The organism is Bacillus sp. CPT56D-587-MTF, from assembly GCF_058792335.1.
In genome coordinates, this window is sequence record NZ_JBYTEF010000005.1 from 16272 (window position 1) to 36665 (window position 20394).

General features: G+C 37.1%; 20 protein-coding genes. All 20 read left to right on the plus strand.

The features are described 5' to 3' along the window. The first annotated feature begins 59 nt into the window (after window positions 1-59). The 20 genes from AC3WVZ_RS32655 to AC3WVZ_RS32750 all read left to right on the plus strand — a co-directional run bounded on the left by AC3WVZ_RS32655 (window position 60) and on the right by AC3WVZ_RS32750 (window position 20322). Window positions 60-2792 (plus strand): VirD4-like conjugal transfer protein, CD1115 family, encoded by a 2733-nt coding sequence (locus tag AC3WVZ_RS32655; protein WP_233937050.1) that lies wholly within the window; start codon window positions 60-62, stop codon window positions 2790-2792. Then, window positions 2789-2992, plus strand: coding sequence for a hypothetical protein (locus AC3WVZ_RS32660; RefSeq protein ID WP_086413242.1), 204 nt, complete (start codon window positions 2789-2791; stop codon window positions 2990-2992). Before AC3WVZ_RS32655 ends, AC3WVZ_RS32660 begins: the two co-directional genes overlap by 4 nt. Before the next feature lie 17 nt (window positions 2993-3009). After that, on the plus strand, window positions 3010-5118 hold the full coding sequence (locus tag AC3WVZ_RS32665) for a pLS20_p028 family conjugation system transmembrane protein (protein WP_233937051.1): 2109 nt from the start codon (window positions 3010-3012) through the stop codon (window positions 5116-5118). Between the two features lie 118 nt (window positions 5119-5236). Beyond that, window positions 5237-5650, plus strand: a complete 414-nt coding sequence (locus AC3WVZ_RS32670) for a hypothetical protein (RefSeq protein WP_233937053.1) — start codon at window positions 5237-5239, stop codon at window positions 5648-5650. 23 nt (window positions 5651-5673) lie between these two features. Beyond that, window positions 5674-5964 (plus strand): DUF5592 family protein, encoded by a 291-nt coding sequence (locus AC3WVZ_RS32675; RefSeq protein ID WP_233937054.1) that lies wholly within the window; start codon window positions 5674-5676, stop codon window positions 5962-5964. A 13-nt stretch (window positions 5965-5977) separates the two neighbouring features. After that, window positions 5978-6838, plus strand: a complete 861-nt coding sequence (locus AC3WVZ_RS32680; RefSeq protein WP_233937055.1) for a TraC-like domain-containing protein — start codon at window positions 5978-5980, stop codon at window positions 6836-6838. A gap of 9 nt (window positions 6839-6847) precedes the next feature. Then, window positions 6848-8788 (plus strand): VirB4 family type IV secretion system protein, encoded by a 1941-nt coding sequence (locus AC3WVZ_RS32685; protein WP_233937056.1) that lies wholly within the window; start codon window positions 6848-6850, stop codon window positions 8786-8788. Between the two features lie 3 nt (window positions 8789-8791). Continuing rightward, on the plus strand, window positions 8792-9913 hold the full coding sequence (locus tag AC3WVZ_RS32690; RefSeq protein WP_098582637.1) for a bifunctional lytic transglycosylase/C40 family peptidase: 1122 nt from the start codon (window positions 8792-8794) through the stop codon (window positions 9911-9913). Window positions 9914-9963: 50 nt separating this feature from the next. Continuing rightward, the gene (locus tag AC3WVZ_RS32695) at window positions 9964-10563 is read left to right on the plus strand and encodes a YddI family membrane protein (protein WP_233937057.1); all 600 of its coding nucleotides are present in this window, start codon (window positions 9964-9966) and stop codon (window positions 10561-10563) included. A 20-nt stretch (window positions 10564-10583) separates the two neighbouring features. Continuing rightward, a complete protein-coding gene (locus AC3WVZ_RS32700; protein ID WP_233937058.1) occupies window positions 10584-11456 on the plus strand; it encodes a hypothetical protein in 873 nt (290 codons plus the stop codon). A gap of 161 nt (window positions 11457-11617) precedes the next feature. Continuing rightward, window positions 11618-11875: a hypothetical protein gene (locus AC3WVZ_RS32705; protein ID WP_086401515.1), complete on the plus strand. Its 258-nt coding sequence runs from the start codon at window positions 11618-11620 to the stop codon at window positions 11873-11875. Beyond that, complete coding sequence (mobP2, locus tag AC3WVZ_RS32710; protein ID WP_233937059.1) at window positions 11872-13080, plus strand: MobP2 family relaxase; 1209 nt, start codon at window positions 11872-11874, stop codon at window positions 13078-13080. Before AC3WVZ_RS32705 ends, mobP2 begins: the two co-directional genes overlap by 4 nt. Then, on the plus strand, window positions 13077-13544 hold the full coding sequence (locus AC3WVZ_RS32715) for a hypothetical protein (protein ID WP_233937060.1): 468 nt from the start codon (window positions 13077-13079) through the stop codon (window positions 13542-13544). The genes mobP2 and AC3WVZ_RS32715 overlap by 4 nt, the downstream gene beginning before the upstream one ends. Window positions 13545-13562: 18 nt before the next feature. Beyond that, entirely contained in the window at window positions 13563-13868 is a 306-nt protein-coding gene (locus AC3WVZ_RS32720; protein WP_233937062.1) for a hypothetical protein, read from the plus strand. A gap of 30 nt (window positions 13869-13898) precedes the next feature. Next, complete coding sequence (locus tag AC3WVZ_RS32725; RefSeq protein ID WP_233937064.1) at window positions 13899-14180, plus strand: hypothetical protein; 282 nt, start codon at window positions 13899-13901, stop codon at window positions 14178-14180. After that, window positions 14173-16023, plus strand: coding sequence for an ImmA/IrrE family metallo-endopeptidase (locus AC3WVZ_RS32730; RefSeq protein WP_233937065.1), 1851 nt, complete (start codon window positions 14173-14175; stop codon window positions 16021-16023). Before AC3WVZ_RS32725 ends, AC3WVZ_RS32730 begins: the two co-directional genes overlap by 8 nt. 92 nt (window positions 16024-16115) lie before the next feature. Further along, window positions 16116-17258 carry a hypothetical protein gene (locus AC3WVZ_RS32735; RefSeq protein ID WP_233937066.1) on the plus strand — a complete coding sequence of 381 codons (1143 nt, stop codon included), beginning with the start codon at window positions 16116-16118 and terminating at the stop codon, window positions 17256-17258. A 71-nt stretch (window positions 17259-17329) separates the two neighbouring features. Further along, window positions 17330-17518, plus strand: coding sequence for a hypothetical protein (locus tag AC3WVZ_RS32740; RefSeq protein ID WP_233937067.1), 189 nt, complete (start codon window positions 17330-17332; stop codon window positions 17516-17518). After that, window positions 17500-17637, plus strand: a complete 138-nt coding sequence (locus tag AC3WVZ_RS32745; RefSeq protein ID WP_233937068.1) for a hypothetical protein — start codon at window positions 17500-17502, stop codon at window positions 17635-17637. Before AC3WVZ_RS32740 ends, AC3WVZ_RS32745 begins: the two co-directional genes overlap by 19 nt. A 30-nt stretch (window positions 17638-17667) precedes the next feature. Continuing rightward, window positions 17668-20322, plus strand: a complete 2655-nt coding sequence (locus AC3WVZ_RS32750) for a type IA DNA topoisomerase (RefSeq protein ID WP_233937075.1) — start codon at window positions 17668-17670, stop codon at window positions 20320-20322. The last annotated feature ends 72 nt before the right edge of the window (window positions 20323-20394 follow it).

Consider the following 20394-nt stretch of genomic DNA (forward strand, 5'->3'; position numbering starts at 1 on the left):
TGCCGATGAAATTATGGGGGTGTAAGAAAATATAGTGAAAACAAAAGGAGGGCAAGAAAATGTCTGGAAGGGTGAATCCAAAGCCACCACTAAAATATAAATTAGCTGAATGGAAAGTACTCATCCCGATGAGTACTTTTTTGTTTAGTGGAATCTTTCTTATTGCTAATTTTCTAGGGAACGTCATTGTAGAAATAGTGAAAACAACATTTTCGGATTTATTACATCCAAAACCTTTTCATATTGGAATAGAGGATTTATATACCTTTGAACATCCTCTTTTTCTCTATTTGATATTACTCATGATTGCGAGCTTATGTACATTGCAATTCACGTACAAAATCCGTTCAAGCTTTAAAGATTTGAATCACAATCAAAAAGATTCCTCTCGTTTTGCCACATTAGATGAAGTTAAACAGCAGTATCGTGCCATTCCAGATAAAACGGAGAGATATGAAGGGAAGGGTGGCGTTGTCATTTCCCGTTATGATGTGGTTTCTTGCAAGGACATTTTCCAACAAGCGAAAAGGGTTATAGATGCAAAAGGGATGGAGAAATGGAAAGAAATTAAAAAATTAAAAGATAGTGCAAAAGCTGGAAGACTACTCATAGATGATGGGGCAGTTAGTAACCTAATCATTGGTACAACAAGGTCTGGTAAAGGGGAAACCTTTGTATTTCCAACGATTGATGCGTATTCTCGTGCGGAAATACAACCCTCTATAATCGCGAATGACCCAAAGGGTGAATTGCTGGCAGCATCAAAAAAAACACTGGAACAACGTGGCTTCCATATTGAAGTTTTAAATTTAATTAATCCGTTAGAATCTATGAGTTATAATTTGCTTCAACTCATTAAAGATGCCTATAAACAAGGGGATACAGCGACAGCACAAACCCTTTGTAATACCTTATCTTACTCCCTTTACTACAATCCAAATGTAAAAGACCCATTTTGGAATACCAGTGCGATGAGTTTATGTAATGCGTTAATTTTAGCGATTATAGATAAATGTATTGAGGAAAAAACAGAAGATAAAATTTGTATGTATGCGGTTGCCAATATGTTATCAGAGCTTGGTTCGAAAGAGATTGTGATTGATATGCAAGGAAATACGAAAAATATGTTAGATATATACTTTGAAATGCTTCCGGCGGATAGTGTGGCAAAGATGCAGTATGCGACTTCAAATTTTGCAAAAGGTGGCACAACAAGAGGTGGAATTTTTAGTACAGCAATGAGCAAATTATCTATTTTTACATTCGAAGGAATTGCAAAAATGACATCTCGTAATAGTATCGATTTAAAGCGCATTGGCTTTGGAAAAAGTATACAAGGAATAGGAACACCAAGGGTGCGGGTACAAATTATATTTCCGGATGGTTCGAAAGAGAGTATCAAAACAGATACAGAAGGACGTTTTGAACTGAACTTTAAGCAAAAGGTAAGAAAGGGGCAACGTATCCATGTAATGGAAAGCGAAACAAAGAAAAAGACGATTATAGAGGTTCAAACAATTAACAAGGATACAGGTGAAACAACATACAAAATTGTCGAGAAACAAGATGGATTACAAATTGAAAACATTGTTATCTTTGAAAAACCAATTGCGGTCTTTATGATCGTTCCGGATTACGATTCTAGTAATCATGTGATCGCTTCTATCTTTATTAGACAGCTCTATTTTGTGCTATCTAAGTATGCTGGTTTAGCTCGTGGTGGGGAGTGTCATAGAGAAGTAGTCTTCCTTTTGGATGAATTTGGTAACATGCCACCAATTGATGATATGGGGAATATTGTTACGGTTTGTTTAGGGCGAAATATTCGCTTTAACCTGATTGTGCAAGCTCTTCCTCAATTAAAAATGAAATATGGAGACGCAAGTACAACGATTCAAGATAATTGCGGGAATCAAATTTATATTCAATCCGGAAATAAAGAAACCGCCAAAGAAATATCTGAAAAGTTAGGGAATCAAACAATCAATTCGTTATCTCGAAGCGGAAAAGGATTGTCTATTGATAAGAGTAAAACGGAAGGAATCGATACGAAACCATTATTAACACCAACTGAGTTAATGAGATTCCAAGAGGGAGAAAGTGCCATTATACGTTTTATGAAACGTAGAGATAATAAATTTGAAAAAATAGAGCCTTTCCCAATTCTGAACCGAGGAAAAACGGTTATGAAATATCGCTGGGAATACCTTGGAGACGACTTTGATACAGATCAATCTATTTTAGATATCGATATTCGTTCTTTACATGAATATGTGAATCCAAGGGATCTCATTATTGATTTCATCCCAAAACAAGAAGAGGAATCACCTGAACAAACAGAGGAACAAAAATTAAATGTAGCAGTATCTGAACCAAAACCAGTTCCGATTCCTTCAGAAGAGGATCCGGAGGAGCCACAATTTGCGGATATTGATGAAGATATTGAGATTCCAGAAGAGGCGTATGCATCTGAGCCGGATTCAGTGTACGAATCAGAACCATCTAGTCCATTTGAGCCACTTACTTTAGAAAATTGGAAGTACAAAACAGCAGAAGAATTTTTTGAAACACATCGTTCCATTTGGAACATCATTGAAAAACAATGTATGAGGCAATGGAACAAATCATTAGCGGATATTCAAGCAAGTACAATGGAAAACTTTATTGATGAGTTGAAGATATTAGTGACAACAGGAGAAATTGATAAGAATATTTATCGTCTGATTAACGGGAAATACGGTGAAGTTATGGATAGTTTACTAGAAAAAGAAGGCGTGAAGGAGGAAGTATGATGCAAGTAACCAATCCCTTACAACATATTTTACAAGTTTACGGGAAACAAGTAACAGCGGGAAAAGAAGTGATGATTGGGCTTACAAATGGTGTTGTGTTTTTACAGCCAGGAGGAGTCGGTGAAGCACCGATTGTCATTCGGGTAGATGAAGTAGATGAGCATCTTGATATGACCATACAAGAAGTATTCGGAGCGTAAGAGAGGAAGGTGAAATCATGAATGATGAAAAAGTTTTAGAAATATTGAAGATGTTTAATGATTATTTAGAGATTGGTGGCTTTATCAATTATATTCTTCGTTCGATTGGTTGGATGATAATTATTGGACTATCGTATCTGGTAGATGCATTAGAAGGGATTACAGATAAAATTCTTTTGGTAAAAACGTTATTTGCTTCAGAAGAAGTACAATCATTTGTACGAGATTTTCAACCAGTTTTGTATATACTATTTGCTTTTTCGCTCATCTATATTGGATATACACTGATATTTAATCGGAAAACGAATCGAGAACAAATTGCAGTCAACATTTTTATCAGTATGGGTGTAATTGTGTTACTGAGTACAGCAATGATGCAGGCAGACAAATTCACAGATAAGGCAATTAAGGCAGTGGATCTCAAAGGGAATGGAACAACAAGTGAAAAGATTATAAAAGATGGTCTTACAGATGTAGCACAGTTCGATATAGAAAAGTGGAAAACTACAAAATTGAAAGAACCTAACAAAATTCCACAAGAGAATATCAGACGTATTGATATCCTAGAAAAAATTGATAAAGATTCTAAAATTAATAAAGATACCAAGCTTTCAGAGGATGGACAAAAAATTTTAGAAAAGAAAATGAGTATTGCACCAGATGGAAAAGAAGTGCTCATAGATCTGAAGAATGGTTGGTTTGATTTTTGGCCAGATAAATATTATCGATGGGACTGGGAGTTCTGGAAAATCGCTTCGTCTCTGTTTGTCATTGGTATGACTCTGTTATTTACAGCAATCAAACTTGGAAAATTGTGTTTTGAACTAGCTTTCAGTTACATTCTAGCAAACTTAGTTGCACCGGCAGATGTGGCAAACGGACAGAAGACAAAACATATTCTTCTTAATATCTTAAATTCTTTTTTAATTATGATTATGATCTTTATTTCATTAAAACTCTACCTCATCGGTATGAACTATATTCATGAAAATATGAATGGGATTGCTTACGTCATCGCTTTAATTTGTTTGAGCCTTGCGGTTGTAGATGGTCCTGTCATTTGTGAACGTATCTTTGGTATTGATGCAGGTCTTAAAAATGGTTGGGGAGTCGTTGCAGGTAGCTACGCACTTGGAAAAGGATTAAAGAATGCGACAAGTAGTACGGTATCGAAAGTTGGTGGCATGATGAAAGGCGCAGGGAATGGGGCATTGCAGACGAGTGCAGCTATAACGGGTATGGCAAGCGGATATAAAAATGCGGGGAAAGCAAGTGATAGCGGACAACAAGATCAGAAGCAAGTAAAAGGACAGCAAGGTAAAGAAAATGGAAAAGAAGGAAAAGAAAAGCAAAGCGGTGCCGATGGCGGGGCAAATGGAACCGGTCATTCATCTATACAAGATGAAATGGCTCAATCAGGTTCTGGAACAGAAAAAAGTCAAGTGTCCCAAGGCGAGGCAAGTGGCGGCGCAATGTCTTTGCAAGATGAAATGAAATCATCTGGTTTTGATAAAGAGGCTAAAAATGAAGGGCAGGGTTCTTCAACGAATGTAGCCGGCGGAACACCAACAAGTGCACCAGGCGGAGGTAAATCTGGAGGTGGTGGAACACCAACAAGTGCACCAGGCGGAAATAAATCCGGAGGTAGTGGAGCGCCAACAAGCGCACCGGGCGGAAGTAAATCCGGAGGTAGTGGAGCGCCAATAAGCGCACCAGGCGGAAGTAAACCGGGAGGTAGCGGAGCACCAATAAGCGCACCAGGCGGAAGTAAACTGGGAGGTAGCGGAGCACCAACAAGTACACCAGCAACATCTCAACCAGGTAGTAGCGGAACACCAACAAGTACACCAGAACCATCTCAGCCAAGTCATAGCGGAACATCAACAAGTGGTGAAAGTTCTTCAGGTTCATCTCGTCCAGTAGATACAGCACCATCTTCTACAAATGATATCCCAGCACCACGAAGAGAAAATCGTACAATCGGACAATATGCAAAGGATCGCCTTTCCAATGCTTTTCATAGTTCTAAAACGGTACAACAGACAAAACGTTCTTATCAGCTTGGACAAAATACAGGGGAGAGTTTACGGAACAAAGGTAAAAATAAGGATGAAGGTAAGAAGTAAGATGCAAATCAGAATCCAAGCAGAGATCGTAGAAAAGATGTATAGGGTGGAGCGCAGTAAGCATACAGGGGATGCTTATTTTTTTCGGTTTTAAAATGGGAATGAGGAGGATGCAGGTATGAATTATCAAATCGCAACACGTATAAAGGTGAATAAAGGATCCCTTTCACCGTATGAAGTTCATGTGAAAGTCCTATATGACGATCCTTTATTTGAATCACGTATACAAGAACTTGTAAAAAAATATGATCCGGTTCTTTATACAAGTCGAAGAGATTTTCTCACAAGTTGGTTATTAAAGAACAAGTGGCATGTGTCTATTCTTAGCTTAGAGACGGAAAGCAGAATGGATTTCATACGAAATAAAGATCCAATTGAGACTCTTACGAAGTTATCGCCTAATAGATTTGATTTTCAAGAGGGAGTGTATGCATTTAAACAGTGGTGTGATGCAGAAGAAGTAAGCATGAAAATGATGAATGTAATTGAAAAATTTCTAGAAAAAGAGAGTGCAATCTATGCTCAGATTTAAATGTAGGTTAGGAGGGAATAAAAATGGCAAATTATAATATCCCGAAAGAAATACGAACAGAATTAAAGATTAACAAAGCGTTATTTTTATTTGATCTACTGTTTATTATTGGGCTTGTGGTTTTCACCATGACAACGAAGCCTTTGATTCATCCCATGTTTCAAATTCCATATTATATTTTTATGTTGATAGTAGGAGTGATTTTGATTGTTCGTCCAAATACAAACCCACAAAAACGGATGTTTGAGGTATTGTTCATTGCGTTAGCTAGAAAGCGTTCTACGTATTGTGCAATTGACCAGGAACAAGACTGAAGGAGGAAATGGGATGGCATTATTCAATGAAAAAGAAATGAATAGACAGGTAGAAAAGAAGAGCCAAAATAAACCTTCTCTCCAACCACAAAAACAAGAAAAGAAACCAGGCGAGGTAGTGAAAATAAAAGGATTTCAAGAAAAAAAAGAAATGGCTCCTGTTGTTTCTCCTTTGAAAGAAGAAGTCGTGCCGGTGAAGAAAACAAAGAAGAATATGATGCGACATCTAGGAAATAAGAAGCAAGAGGTTGTACAAAAAACAGCGAAGATTGACGAGGCTTCGGGAAGAATAGGGAAGAAGGAGAAAGAGAAAAAAGTTAAAAAAGCTAAAAAGAAAGAAAAACCACCTCATATAAAAAAGAGTATTGCAGAGATTATCCCAATTATTGATATCACAGCAAATGGTGTTTTTGAATTTCGGGAAGAACAAGGTTTTGTAGATATCTTGCAGATCCAGGGAACAGATATTTACTCCCTGAACGAGGAAGAAGCAGAATTTGCGATTTATCACCTTGCCCACTATTACCAATCGTATCAAGAGTCCATCAAAATTGTATCCATGAACTTTCCCGTTTCTACAGAGCCGCAACAACGTTTTCTACTCAAGAAAATTGAAGCATGTCAGAATCCATTATACGAGCGTTTCCTCGTACAAAAATTGAAAGAACTTCAGTATTTAGAATGGGGGCGCACAAATCGCGAGTACTTTTTATTTGTATATGGTGAGAGTGAATTTGTTGTAAAAGAACGGGTGGAGTCGTCAAAAAGGTACTTGCAACGATGCATACCATTATTAGAAATGGAAGAGGAAAAGAAAATAGAAATTCTATATAAATTGCATAATCAAAACTCGAAAATTGGTTCGAAAAAATAAGGAGAGGTGATGAATGTGTCTGTACTACATTTTTTGAAGAGAAAGAAAAAGAAAGAAGAGAAAAAAGAAAAGAAACAAATCAATAAAGAATTAGTTTCCCAGATTCAACCGCAAGGGGGCATTCACTTTAAAGAACTATATGTGCAAGGTGGAGATGGATTACAAGCTTGTATTCATGTATACGGGTATCAAACGACAGTAAATGACTTTTGGTTAGAGCCTATCATGAATATGCCGAATGTCATTACAACGTTAGATATTATAAGTGACAGCCGAAAAGTAGTGATTGAATCCATTAATAAATCAATGGCAGAACAAAGCGTTCGACATGCGAACGCAAAAGAAAATATTGAACGAATTGAAGCGGAACAACAGTTTCAAGAGTTGGAACGGTTGTATCAACAAGTATCAAAAGGAGAGGTGCTGAAACGAGTTCACTTACGTATCTATATCTCCGCACGAACAATGGCAGAGCTTGAAAAACAAGCAAAAGAAGTCATGGAAACATTAGAATCATATAATTTTAGAGGTGCCATTTTCTTAAATGAACAAGAACATGAATGGGCTTCCCTCACATCAAGTTTTGAAATGCAAAAGCAATATATTAATAAACGAAATGGAAAAGAAGTACCGGCTCTTTCTTTAGCCGGAGGCTTCCCGTTTCACTTTACATTTTTAAATGATCCATATGGGATTTACTATGGCACTACCAAAACAAAGGGGAGTGTCATTTTTGATTTGTTTCATAAAGATGCACAGCGAAAAAGTTATAATGCGGTTGTAATCGGGAAAATGGGAGCTGGTAAGTCAACCTTGCTGAAAAAAATCATGAGTGATTATGCGATGAAGGGGTATAAAATCAGGGGATTTGATATTACAGGTGAGTTTGAAGATATTGTGCATGAATATAATGGGAAGCAGATCGCACTGGATGGGTCACAAGGAAAAATTAATCCGCTTCAAGTGTATAAGACGGCTGAAACAGAAGAAGGTTCATTTACCCAGCATTTATCTAAAATGAGTATCTTTTATCGCTTTATTGCGCCAGAAGCAAAAGATGATGAAATTAAGGAGTATGAGAATTTACTGCGCAAAATGTATGTAGCTAAGAAATTATGGAGTGATGAATCGAAAGCTGTCAATCATATTACGAGTTTACCAGCAAGTGAATATCCGATTTTCTCTGATTATTTACATTTTGTTCGTACAGAATTATACGAAGATATAAAGAAAGGAATCTACCGTTCTAATGTCAGTCCGACTCGTAAGGAACGCTTAGAACTGATTGAATTAAATCTTATCAATTTAGTAGACAATTATGGACATTTATTTAACGGTATTTCTACAATAGAAGATTTTTCTAAAGAGCAAATCGTCTTTTTTTCATTGCGCCATCTTATGAGTTTAAAAGAAGAAATCTATCAAGCACAGATTTTCAGTGTAATGAACTTAATGTGGGATGAGATGCTAGAAAACGGAAAACCGCAGTGGAAGGCGTTTGATAGAAAGGAATTAAAGTTTGAAGACGTAATGCGTTTTCTCATTATCATGGACGAAGCGCATCATCTGATAAATACGAGTGAACGTAGTCAACATGCGGTGGATTTTACGATTAAGTTTAGCCGAGAAGCACGTAAATATTTTGCAGGGATTGTATTTGCAAGTCATTCTATCCGAGACTTTGTGCCAGAGGATGCAAGTGTGGCAGCGGTAGAAAAAATTAAGACACTCTTTGAGCTTACGCAGTACAAATTTATTATGCAACAAGATAGCAACAACCTAGATATGTTACGGCGAGTATTTGCGGGACAAATCAGTACAAGTGAACTGAATGAAATACCTTTTTTACCAACAGGAGATGTACTTTTATGTATTAGTGCCGTCAAGAATATTTTATTTAAAGTCGATGTGACAGAAGAAGAGTTAGCGTTATTTGGAGGAGGGGCATAATTCATGCATCTTGTACTAAAAATCATCCCGAAAAAGTGGTTGATTATGATCGCTCTGAGTCTACTTTTTCTCCTTGGAACAATTCTTTTAGGGGCTACAATGACACTTATTGGTGGAATGGAAGGAAATAAAAAGCAAGGGGATATTACATACCCACAGGGTGGTATAGGGACGGCAAATGTTTCGGCAGAAGTGTTGAAATGGGAGCCGACAATTCGGAAGTATGCCCAGCAATTTGGCGTTGAGGCATTTGTCCCATTAATGCTTAGTCAAATGATGCAGGAGAGTGGTGGACGTGGACTCGATCCAATGCAAAGTTCTGAAGGAGCTTTCAATACAAAGTACTGTAAAGGGCCGAATTGTATTACCGATCCAGACTACTCTATTTGGGCTGGTGTTCAAGAATTTAAGCATGCGATTGAGCGAGCGGGTGTCACGGGACCGGGTGATATGGATCATATTAAAACAGCTTTGCAAGCCTACAATTTTGGAACAGGATTCTTCGATTTTATTGCAAAACACGGAGGTAAATATACAAAAGAATTAGCCATTCAGTTCTCCGCAGAGCAATATCAAAAAGTGAAACATACGGGCATGTATCGTTGTGTACGACCAGAAATGATACCATATGGGGCATGCTATGGCGACGCGCTTTATGTTGATGCCGTGTTGAAATATTATACGCCTGGTGTGCCTGTCAACGGCGGTGGAGGTGCCGTAGGAGGCGGTTCTTCCGGCTCGCAAGTTGCTGATGTGGGGCGTCAATGGATAGGACGTTCTACCTATGTATTTGGTGGTGGACGGAACACAAATGACATCGCAAGAGGCATCTTTGATTGTAGTAGTTTTGTACGCTGGGCATTCGAACAAATAGGAATGAATGTAAGTCCAATGGGGGCTGTAAGTACAGAAACCTTGAATAAAATTGGCACACAGATTTCACCAATGGAAATGAAAGCTGGAGATGTGATTTTCTTTGATACGTATAAACATGACGGTCATGTTGGCATTGTAATTGACCAGAATACTTTCATTGGTTGTCAAACAAACAAGGGGGTTTCAATCGAAAATTTATCAAACCCATACTGGAGTAAAGTATTTAGTGGGCATGTGAGACGCTATTAAAAAATATAGTCATCCTAAATAAACAAATGTAAGTGAAGGAGGCGGAAAAAATGAGTAAGCCGATTGAAAAAGATAAAAGGAAAATTTGGTTTATAACGCTTGCGATTGTGATTGCAGGCGTTACTTTTTTGAACATCTTTCTGTACGCTCGTAACGATGAAACAGGAGATGTAAAAGAATTAAAAGTTCAAAAGCAGGTGTTGCAAACTGATAATGAAGAACTCAAAAAGAAAGTGAAGGAAACACTTCCTTCGGAACAGGAACAACAGAGGCAAGCATATCTTTCAACAGTAGAACAGTTTATTCAGTTATCGTTTCATCGAGAAAAGCAAGGATATGAGGAGCGAAGAGCAAAGGCAAAAAAACTGATGAAGGACGAAATATTTCAACTCTTTTATCCAACGGATACATTCGAAATGGATGATACCTATGTATCTAAACCATCTGATATGAAGATATATTTACAAGCCTATGTGATTGGAGCTTCTCAGGTAGAAGTCATTGCGGAATTTCAAAATACACTGACCATTGGAGCGCAAGGGAAAACGGATAAAACAAAAAATGTGATGAAAGTGACTGTACAAAAAAATCAAGAGAATTGGCAAGTAACTAATGTAGAAGAATTAACAGTTCAAATTATTCCATCTTAAAAAAGTGAGGTGCTAGGTACATGGAAGTTGTGAACAATGGTGTGAATTTGAGACGAAAAAAATCATGGATATATGGTTTGATTGTAGGGTTTATGTTGGTCGGTTTTTTCTTGTTCTTTACCTCGAAATTATATGTACCTTACGAAGAACCGGTTTATCATACAGAACTAAAAAAGCCGGTTGCGTTATTTGGAAGTCGAACAATGACAGTGGAAAGAAGAGCGTATGATCCAGCTTCTCATACAATAGAAATGTTTCTTCATATAGAGGGAGGAGATGGCGAGCAATATCAGTTTCAAGCGCAAGAAAAAGTAAATCCAAATCTTCAATTACCGGTGAAAGTTGTGTATCAGGATGATGAGAATCTTGTTGTACAAGTGAAAGAATTATCTCCAAAATGGCAAGCAGTTGCGCTTGATGTATTTGAAAAAAATAATCGAGATGTGACGCTAGAGACAAAGCAAAAGACGGAAGAAGAAAAAGAAGTTTCAAAAGAAGATGACAAGCAAACGTTCTTAAAATCATTCTTCTCCGATCAAAACAAAACAGATGTAGAAGAAGGGATTTCACAAAAAAGTAAAGGCTCTTATGCGAAAGTATTCATTGGTATCGAACAAAAAACATTAAAAGAAAAAGTAAAACAATACGATGCAATGATGAAACAAGAAACATCTAAACAAACACAGTGGCAAGAGCAAATAACGGAATGGAAGAACGATTCTAAGTACCAAACGGAAACAGAAAAAATGGAAACAGATGCGAAAATCAATTCAAAAGAAACGAATATTAGTCAGTCAAAAGAGAAAGTTGAACTATATAAATGGGAGCAAGGGCAGGTCAAAGAAAAGATAAAAAAATTAGATGAGAAGGCAAAAGATGCGGAGCGGTTATGAAAAAAGTTGAGTCGACCATGACTCGACTTTTCGGAGTTCTTCTTGTTCCCACGGTTTCGCTAGGCTTTGCTTAGCTTCACACCCTAGGTGGGAACAAAAAACCCTTATGCTCTTCTCTCTCTTTTTGAGTGGAGATCCCGAATTTAGAGGAGGAAATGAAAATGGAGGTAAGAGTTCGAAATATGAATCCAGTTGCGGTGAAACGAATTGATGAAATTGCAAAAGCAAAAGGGCTTTCAAGAGATAAATTCTTGAGAGGTCAACTGGAAACCTTAGCGTTTTATCAGGAACAACAAAATCGTGAATTGTATCTTCAACAGTTGATAGAAAAAAATATCTATGCGATGGAAAAATGTTTTGAGGTTGCACGAGAGATGGATGCGTTTTTAAAAATGATGACACAGGATGATGAGGCATGAGTCAATCAACAAGTCCTTCACAACCAACAGTGACACCAGGGGTTGTAACCGTCTCTAAATTTGTGACAGCGGATGGAGAAAGTTTTCAAGATTATGTGGAGTATATTGACAGAGAAGAAGCAAAAAAAGAAGGGCAAGCACACAAGAAAATGTTTTCTCTGTATCAAGATTACATGGGGGATTCTGAAAAGACGTCCGCCTTATTTACAGAACAGAGTAACAGTTTGAATAAAAAGGAAAAGAAAGACCTAAAAAAGATGTTTCAGCTTGCCCAAAAGAATAACAGTATCATGTGGCAAGATGTGATTACATTTGATAACCAATGGCTTGCAGAACATGGCATATATGATCCGAAAACACGCACAGTAGATGATAAAAAATTGATGGATGTCACCCGGTTAGCGATGAAAGAAATGTTAAAAAGAGAGAAGCTCGAACATACGGCGGTTTGGTCAGGAGCGATTCATTATAATACGGATAACATCCATATTCATATTGCAACAGTGGAGCCATATCCAACGAGAGACCGTGGCAAGAGAAAACAAACAACATTAGATGCGATGAAAGCGAAAGTGGCTCAAAATATTATGGATCGTGGGCAAGAACAAAAACAAATTAACGATTTGATTCGAAAGAACATGGTGGCAAAAAAGAAAAAAGACTCTACATTAAAGTGGCGCAATCGAGAACTGAAACCATTATTTCAATTTATATATAAACGTTTACCAGAAGATAAAAGGCAATGGCAATACAGTTACAATACATTGCGTCCCTTACGTCCTCATCTTGATGCATTAACACAAAAATATATTGAGAAGCATCACAAAGAAGATTATAAAGAGTTTCTTCAAAAGTTAGATACAGAAGTAGATGTATTAAAGCGAGCGTATGGAGAAGGGTCTGGTGATAAGAAACGATATGAAAATTATAAGGAAAATAAAATAGAAGAGCTTCACAAGCGAATGGGCAACGCATTTTTGCAAGAGATGAAAGCGTACGATAAGGAACGACAACGCATTGATAAAATGTTAGACCGAAAGCCTAGAGAGCGAAAAAACTTTCAGCAAAATGTTTCAATGCAGTATGCACTCAAAAAAATGGAGGGTGCATTTAAAAGTGAATATGAGAGTTGGAAAAACCAACGTTATTATGAACAGATTCAGCGAGACATTAATTATCAAAATGAGAGGGGTCATGAACGATGAAGGAGAATGAAGTCAAACGCCTATTTACTATTGATGAGGAAACGGATCATTACTTTAGGGCTTATATGGAGGAACATCAAATTCGCTACAATGGGGTAGCACTTGCAAAAATGTGTAGAGATCATGAACAAGCAAAACAACAAGAATGGTCGCTTCGATATATTACGGAAGTTGTGACAAAACATCTTCATGAAGTATTAAAAGAAGAGCTGACAAAAATCCGACTTGGTACAAATAGTACAGATAAAAATACACAAATGTTGCTTGAGTTTATGAATGGTATTTATGAACATGAAAATTATCAAGGAGTTTGTACAACTGATATCGCAGAAACAGAAGCGACAAAGCATATAAGAAAAGTAGTGGAGGATAGAATTACACATAAAAGACAAAAGAAGATAGATCATCAGGCGTCCAGAGGACAAAAGGAAACAGTATTTGTACCTGTTGATGAAATCAATTGATAAGGGAGTGAATGAGAGATGGGGCCTTCAGGAATTGAACCAATTGTAACCGTGCCCAATTCGTTAGGTATGGTTGCTATCTTTCTGTTAATCATTTGTGTAGGAGTAATCAGCTTGTTAGTCATTGAAAAGGATTGGAAACAACTTGTGCGTTTATTGGTGTTAGGTTGCATAGTGGGTGTAGGGTTACTCTGTTTATATGTAACAAAGGTTGTAACGGATGCATCGTTTCTGTTACACTGCGCAGGGACTGCAATTCCATTTGTATGGCTAGGTAGTATGGTAGAGTGGAACGCAAAAGTAAAGAACAAGGAAGTAAGATAGGTATCTTATATCAGAAAAGGGGAAGCGAAGATGTTGTTATTTCACGAAGATATTGAAATCGGAATTATAAAATTTATTGGCGAAAAAGAAGTCACTTTTGAAGTGGGCAATCAAGAAGTTACAATCTCGTTAACAGATGAGGAAGAACAAGAACTATTTAATTATATTGAACTTCCACAAAACGATTTATTAATTCCCATCAACATGAAAACTCGTACAATATGTGTTCCGACAGATTTAGAAGCTTGGAATGAAGAAACAATGGATGAATTAATAGAAGCTTCATCAAAGGGAGCGGAAAACAATGAGTAAAAAGCGTTCCCCTGTTTCATTTGAAGAGAAAAAACAAAAGGTAGAAGCACTGACAAAAAAGATGGAAAAAAGTATAGAAGGTTACTTTCGTTCACCAGGAGATTTAAAAGAGTATTTATCATTTATGGCAAAGTTTTATCGCTATTCACCATCTAACATTGCATTAATACAGAGTCAATTTGAGGGAACCAGAGCCGTGGGTTCCTTTTCTTTTTGGAAAGAAAAAGGATTTTCGGTTAATAAGGGTGAGAAAGGAATACAGATTCTTGTTCCGAACCGAACAACAGCAAAATTTAAAGACAAAACGGGAACTTGGAAACCTGTTGCGAAGGCAAGTGAAGAAGAGAAAAAACAGATTGAATTTAAAAAGGTAGAAGTCAAACCAGGTCGTTTATATTTCTCTGTCGGATATGTGTTTGATGTGTCTCAGACGAACGCAAAAGCTGAAGATCTACCCCGTATCTTTCCGAATCGTTGGCTAGAAGGAAATGTAGGAGATTACAAGAGTTTATACAAAGGGATGGAAGCTATTGCTGAAAAAAACGGTGTGAAAATTATTGAGCCGAAACAAGAACTTGGGGTCGCAAAGGGGGTGAGCTACACCTTAACGAAAGAGGTTGCCTTGAATCCGAGGAATAGTGAATTACAAAATGTAAAAACGCTTCTTCATGAACTAGCCCATGCCAAACTTCACACAGCAGAAACGCATATGAATTACACAGCACCTGAAAAAGAGTTTCAAGCAGAGATGACAGCTTATACGGTTTCTTCCTATTTTGGAATGGATACAAGCGCGTATTCGTTAGGTTATTTAGCGGACTGGACGCAAGGAAAAGAGCTGAAAGATAAATCTAAATTATTAAAAGAAGTACATGAAACTTCTACTGAATTTATTGAAACGATTGAAAACACATTGGAAAAAGTGAAAGAACAAATACATGAAAAAGAGGTGGGAAGTATGGCAAATATAAAGGATATGGATCAATCTAGTGCATTAGAAAGTTTAAAAGAAACACCCGCTCATTTGGTAACGATTGAGGTCTTGGATAAAGATATACAAGATGAGGAAGTGGCAAGAATACACATGATGGATGCTGTGACAAAAGAAATCAACTATTTATCAGTATGGAATCTTGATAAGTCTGATCGAGACGACTTATATGTTTCTTTAATGGAGAAAAACGGTAATCGAGAAAATGTCTACTTGGATAACATTTTGAAACCAGATTTATATGAAAAAGTTCAGAATTCCATCTTCGACGGAGAAGATAATCGCTCGTTTGTTGTACATGAGAAGAATGCAAGCATGAGTCTAGATGAAATAGTAAAAGATGAACGATATGGCGTTTTAGTTGATAAGGCAGAGGAGCAAAAGAATCCAGCGTTTAGTGAAAAAGAATTGGAATTATATCAAGAAATGAAAAAAGAAGGATATGCACCGATTGGATCACTTGAACAAAAATTAAACCCACTTCCGCACACAGCTACACATGTTACAGCTTCCATGGAAAAAGAATTGAGTGGAAAATATGAATCTTTTAAGCGAGCGCAATCTCATGAAACAGTAAACGATATCGATAGTATTATCCATCGTGTACAAATGGAAGAAAGGTATTTTGCGACGAAACATGTAGCCATTGATAATGAACTCATCACACAAGAGTCTGTCACACAATTAGAACATAAAGTGCAAGAAAAGTTGAATAAAGAAGGAATTACAGTTACGAAACAGAACGCATCTAAAGTGGTTGATCGTGAGAAACAGTTTGAACCATTCTCGAATTTTACGCAGTTCCAAAATGTTGCAAAGAAAAAGAAACAAGAAGTGGAATTGGAGCGATAAATAGTTTGTTTTCACAACTAAATGAAGAAAAACAGTCATCACTTATCCTTTAAAACGGAAAGTGATTTTTTATTTTAAGGAGGAAGGTAAAAATGAGTATACAAGAACAAGTTAAGCAAGAAGATGTAAAATATGCACTATATGAATATGCGATGAAAAAGGCTGGAAAGGAAAAAGATAGGTTCCCAAAAGAGAATATGCAGGAGGTGAGAAGAGGTGTCGAGCCAGGTGTGACTCGGTTGTCGTTACCTTCTGTGACAAGTGAAATGGATTGGGGACAAGGAGATATCACCATTGATGTTCATCATAGTACAGGGAAAGTGAGAGTATACGAACAAGAAATAGATGGTGAGAATTGGTCGAAATCTACTCTTCGACTTACAGGGGAAAAAGCATTTTCTGATGTGATGAAGGAACATGGAGAAAAACCTCAAAAAACACATCAAATTGTAAAAAATATACCGAAAGAATTAGAAACTCGCTACCGAGCATTTGTGGAAGCAAAAAGACAAGAAGATGAATACAATACAGACAGTGTGTTGAGAGTCATGCGTACAGAAGACAAATATACGACATTGCGGAAAACAGCAATTGAACAAGGAGTAATTGCTGAAACATCCATTCAAAGGATGGAATATAATGTAGAGCAGTCTTTTGAGCCTTTAGAACCATTAAAGACAAAAGATAAGGTAATGATACCAAAAGAAACTCCGAAAGATGCTTATAAGGAGTTATACAAGGAACAAGTACTAGAAGAGATTGCTCCTTCTCAGGGGGAGGAACAATATAAAGAACAGTATAAGGCTGAAGTATTGGAAATACTGGGGGTTGATAAAGAAAAGTCATCTGATTCCAAAGAACGGGTATCAAAAGAAGAGAAAAAGGAAGCTCGCCCAGGGAAACAAGAGGAAACGTATTTCAAGAGTCGGGAAGAACGTGTCAAAGAAATGAAAGAGTTCGAGAAAACACATTCTTATCCTGAAGTATATCGGTTAAAAAAAGAAACTCTTCAGGAATTAAAAGGGCTGAATCTAACAGATTCTCAGCGTGAAAAGCTAACTAACCTCGAAAAAGCCCTGGATCAAGAAAAACAAGAATATGATAAAAATAATAAAAAAGAATCTAGCCAGGAGAAAGAACCGAAAAACCAAAATAAATTCGCACAGCTTTTTCATCAATTTAAAGGTGTGAAAAAAAAAGAGCAGCCAAAGGAAACGGAAATGGAACGTTCCTAATGGACACATTGTAAGAAGGGTACTGTTAAACAGTGCTCTTCTTCTTTTTAACAACGAAAGGGGAGAAAAGAATGGTAAATATCGTTGAGATTGTAGACATCGATTATACGGGCGTATGGGCAGAAACGATAGGTACAGAAGAACTAATTTTTATTTCTTTGCCAAAAGAAAAAATACAAATTGCACGTGAGGTGTTATCAGAGAAAAAACAAATGTATGTCTTTCTACAGAAGGATTGGGAATGGAGAAAGATGTCATGAATCCCTGGTTATTTGCTGGTTGTATGTTGCTTGTGGTCGTGACAATGAATACTTGCATATGGATGGGACAATGTGCGGTAAAACGATTTAAGCTACGAAAAGGGAAGCGTCAAAATTAAAGATTTTACATATATGAGGAGGAATGAATGGTGGGAAAAACATTATTTATTGCGGAAAAACCGAAAGTTGCATACGAATTATTGAAATCACCACGCTTTCGAAATGCAGAAAAACATATGGGTAGTAAACCGTATTATGGATACTTTGAAAACCAGGAATATATTATTAGTTGGTGTTCGGGTCATTTATTAGAGCTGAAGCATCCAGAAGAAATGGATGAAAAGTATAAAGAATTTAAGTTTGAACATTTACCAATATTAGTAGAACCAGAGTATAAGGTAAAACCAGATTATATTGAACAAATTAATACGCTAGTGGAGCTATTACAGCGTCAAGATGTAGATCATGTGGTCAACGCCTGTGATGGAGACCGTGAAGGTGAACTGATTTATCGTGAAATGTATGAGTATGCAGGTATAAATAAACGACAATCTCGTCTTTGGCTTTCTTCTTATGAACCAGCAGAATTAGAGGCTGGATTGAATCGATTAGAGCCTGGGGAACACTATGATGGACTTGCAAACTCTGCAAAAGCAAGGCAATATCTGGACTATCTTCTCGGAATGAATGTGACGAGAGGGTGTACAACGAAACTGGCTAAAAACCAATTCTTATTAGCGACAGGGCGTGTGCAAATGTGCCTGTTGAATGAGATTTGGCAACGTGAAGTAGCAATAGAGAATTATAGAGAACAAACCTACTATAATCTGAAACTTATCACAGACAATGGCTTAGAGGCAATCATGAAGACAGAAGACCAATTATTAGATCCGGCTCCTTTGCAAAAGCTTGGTGCTAAATTAGTTGGTACAGCGTTAACGGTAACGGAGTTTAAGGAGAATACGAGAAAAAAGAAACCAAAATTATTATATAACCTGACGGATTTGTATAAGGAGGCACATTCAAAATTGAAAGTGAGTGCAGAGACCGCAAAAAAACATATTCAGAGTTTATATGAAGAAGGTTGGATTTCGTATCCTCGTTCATCGTCCAGGCATTTACCAACGGAAAAGGTAGGCAGAGTACAAGAAGTATTCCAAGCCTTGCAGGCTACCAATTATGCGGATTTGGTGCAACTTGTAGATACGCATACTATTACAGAAAAACATGCCACTTTTAACGATGAACTTGTAGATAGTCACTTTGCCATCATCCCGACAACAAAACCATATGACGGGACCAATAGAAAATCATTAGAAATTCAATTATATGACCTCATTGTGAAACGATTTATTGGGAATTTTATGCCACCGGCTGTTTATTTGGTACGTGAGGTACAGTTTATGGATCAAGAGGAAAACATATATAGTACAAAAGAGAAAGTTCTTCAAGAGAAGGGATTTTTAAGCGTATTTCATGAGGACATGGAAGAAGGTTCTGTGGAAAGCTTTCAAATCCCTTTTTTATATGAAGGAGACTCATTCCAAATCGTAAAACATGACTTAGTTCAGTCGAAAACAAAGAAACCAGCATTTCATACTGAAAGTTCCATTCTAACGTTCATGGAGACCGCTGGTCGTAAATTAGATGATGACCATTTAAAAGAGTTAATGAAAGGAAAACGGATTGGAACAGTCGCAACAGAAGAGACGTTCATTCCTAAGCTTGCAACGAGAAATTACATCACAGTTACCAATGGCCAAATTCGTACAACGAAAATTGGTCGTGCATTTGTAGAGAAATTTCCGATAGATGAAATCAAAAATCCAGCTTATACGGCTGAAATGGAAGGGATGATTCATATGATCGAAAAGAAAAAAATGCCATACGGTGAGTTTGTGGAGAGTACGAATACATTTGTAAAAGAAACGGTTGTAAAACTTGGGGAAACTGAGGAAAAAGTGGCGGATGAAATGATTTTGAATTGGAATCAACAAATTGAAGTATGTCGTTGCCCATGTAAAAAGGGAAAAATTCTTCATAAAGGAAACTTCTATGGTTGCAGTAATTATCCAGAGTGTGAGATACGCATGCCAAAGAAAATTAAAGAGAAAGCAATTCCTGAAGCACAAGTAAAAAAGCTGTTTGAAAGTAAGAAAACGGATCTGTTAAAAGGCTTTAAATCGGGTGAGAAAGAGTTTTCAGCATATTTGGTGTTACGAGAAGGGAAAGTACAATTCCAGTTCCCGACGACAGATGAGCTGTCTCTTGGTAAGTGTCCAGAATGTAAAAAAGGAGACATCCTTCACCGAAAGACATTTTTCGGATGCACAGAATATAAAAACGGTTGTAAGTTCATGTTGCCAGCAAAAATCAAAGAAAAGGCGATTCCTCCTTCTCAAATGAAGAAAATTTTGAAGGGGCAATGTTCAGACTTTATTCCAGGGTTTAAAGGAGAAAAAGGAGAATTTAAAGCGGCACTCTATCTGGATAAAGAGGGATTAAAGTTTCGTTTTCCAACGGTGGAAGATCGTACATTAGGGAAATGTCCGTTGTGCAAGAGCCGAGTGATCGTAGGGAAAGCGAACTACTTATGTGAGCAGTATAAAAAGACTTGTGAATTCATTATCCCAGGGACGGTGTCAGGAAAGAAAATTAGTAGTAACAATGTGATCAAATTATTAGAAAAGAATATGACCGATCAAATTAAAGGATTCGAGTCCAAAAATACAGGGAAAAAATTTGATGCTCGTTTGTCATACAGTACACAAGAGAAACGATTAAAATTCCTATTTGGAAAATAAATGATGTAGAGAACTGATACAAACAGTTCTCTTTTTTATTCTTAAAACCATTCACAACAAAGGGAGGTGCCA

Coding starts and splice junctions, on each gene's coding strand:
- AC3WVZ_RS32670 (WP_233937053.1), top strand. CDS start 5,237: ATGAATTATCAAATCGCAACACGTATAAAGGTGAATAAAGGATCCCTT.
- AC3WVZ_RS32680 (WP_233937055.1), top strand. CDS start 5,978: ATGGCATTATTCAATGAAAAAGAAATGAATAGACAGGTAGAAAAGAAG.
- AC3WVZ_RS32735 (WP_233937066.1), top strand. CDS start 16,116: ATGAGTATACAAGAACAAGTTAAGCAAGAAGATGTAAAATATGCACTA.
- AC3WVZ_RS32675 (WP_233937054.1), top strand. CDS start 5,674: ATGGCAAATTATAATATCCCGAAAGAAATACGAACAGAATTAAAGATT.
- AC3WVZ_RS32660 (WP_086413242.1), top strand. CDS start 2,789: ATGATGCAAGTAACCAATCCCTTACAACATATTTTACAAGTTTACGGG.
- AC3WVZ_RS32740 (WP_233937067.1), top strand. CDS start 17,330: ATGGTAAATATCGTTGAGATTGTAGACATCGATTATACGGGCGTATGG.
- AC3WVZ_RS32690 (WP_098582637.1), top strand. CDS start 8,792: ATGCATCTTGTACTAAAAATCATCCCGAAAAAGTGGTTGATTATGATC.
- AC3WVZ_RS32655 (WP_233937050.1), top strand. CDS start 60: ATGTCTGGAAGGGTGAATCCAAAGCCACCACTAAAATATAAATTAGCT.
- AC3WVZ_RS32720 (WP_233937062.1), top strand. CDS start 13,563: ATGGGGCCTTCAGGAATTGAACCAATTGTAACCGTGCCCAATTCGTTA.
- AC3WVZ_RS32705 (WP_086401515.1), top strand. CDS start 11,618: ATGGAGGTAAGAGTTCGAAATATGAATCCAGTTGCGGTGAAACGAATT.
- mobP2 (WP_233937059.1), top strand. CDS start 11,872: ATGAGTCAATCAACAAGTCCTTCACAACCAACAGTGACACCAGGGGTT.
- AC3WVZ_RS32700 (WP_233937058.1), top strand. CDS start 10,584: ATGGAAGTTGTGAACAATGGTGTGAATTTGAGACGAAAAAAATCATGG.
- AC3WVZ_RS32730 (WP_233937065.1), top strand. CDS start 14,173: ATGAGTAAAAAGCGTTCCCCTGTTTCATTTGAAGAGAAAAAACAAAAG.
- AC3WVZ_RS32745 (WP_233937068.1), top strand. CDS start 17,500: ATGGAGAAAGATGTCATGAATCCCTGGTTATTTGCTGGTTGTATGTTG.
- AC3WVZ_RS32725 (WP_233937064.1), top strand. CDS start 13,899: ATGTTGTTATTTCACGAAGATATTGAAATCGGAATTATAAAATTTATT.
- AC3WVZ_RS32685 (WP_233937056.1), top strand. CDS start 6,848: ATGAATGTGTCTGTACTACATTTTTTGAAGAGAAAGAAAAAGAAAGAA.
- AC3WVZ_RS32715 (WP_233937060.1), top strand. CDS start 13,077: ATGAAGGAGAATGAAGTCAAACGCCTATTTACTATTGATGAGGAAACG.
- AC3WVZ_RS32665 (WP_233937051.1), top strand. CDS start 3,010: ATGAATGATGAAAAAGTTTTAGAAATATTGAAGATGTTTAATGATTAT.
- AC3WVZ_RS32695 (WP_233937057.1), top strand. CDS start 9,964: ATGAGTAAGCCGATTGAAAAAGATAAAAGGAAAATTTGGTTTATAACG.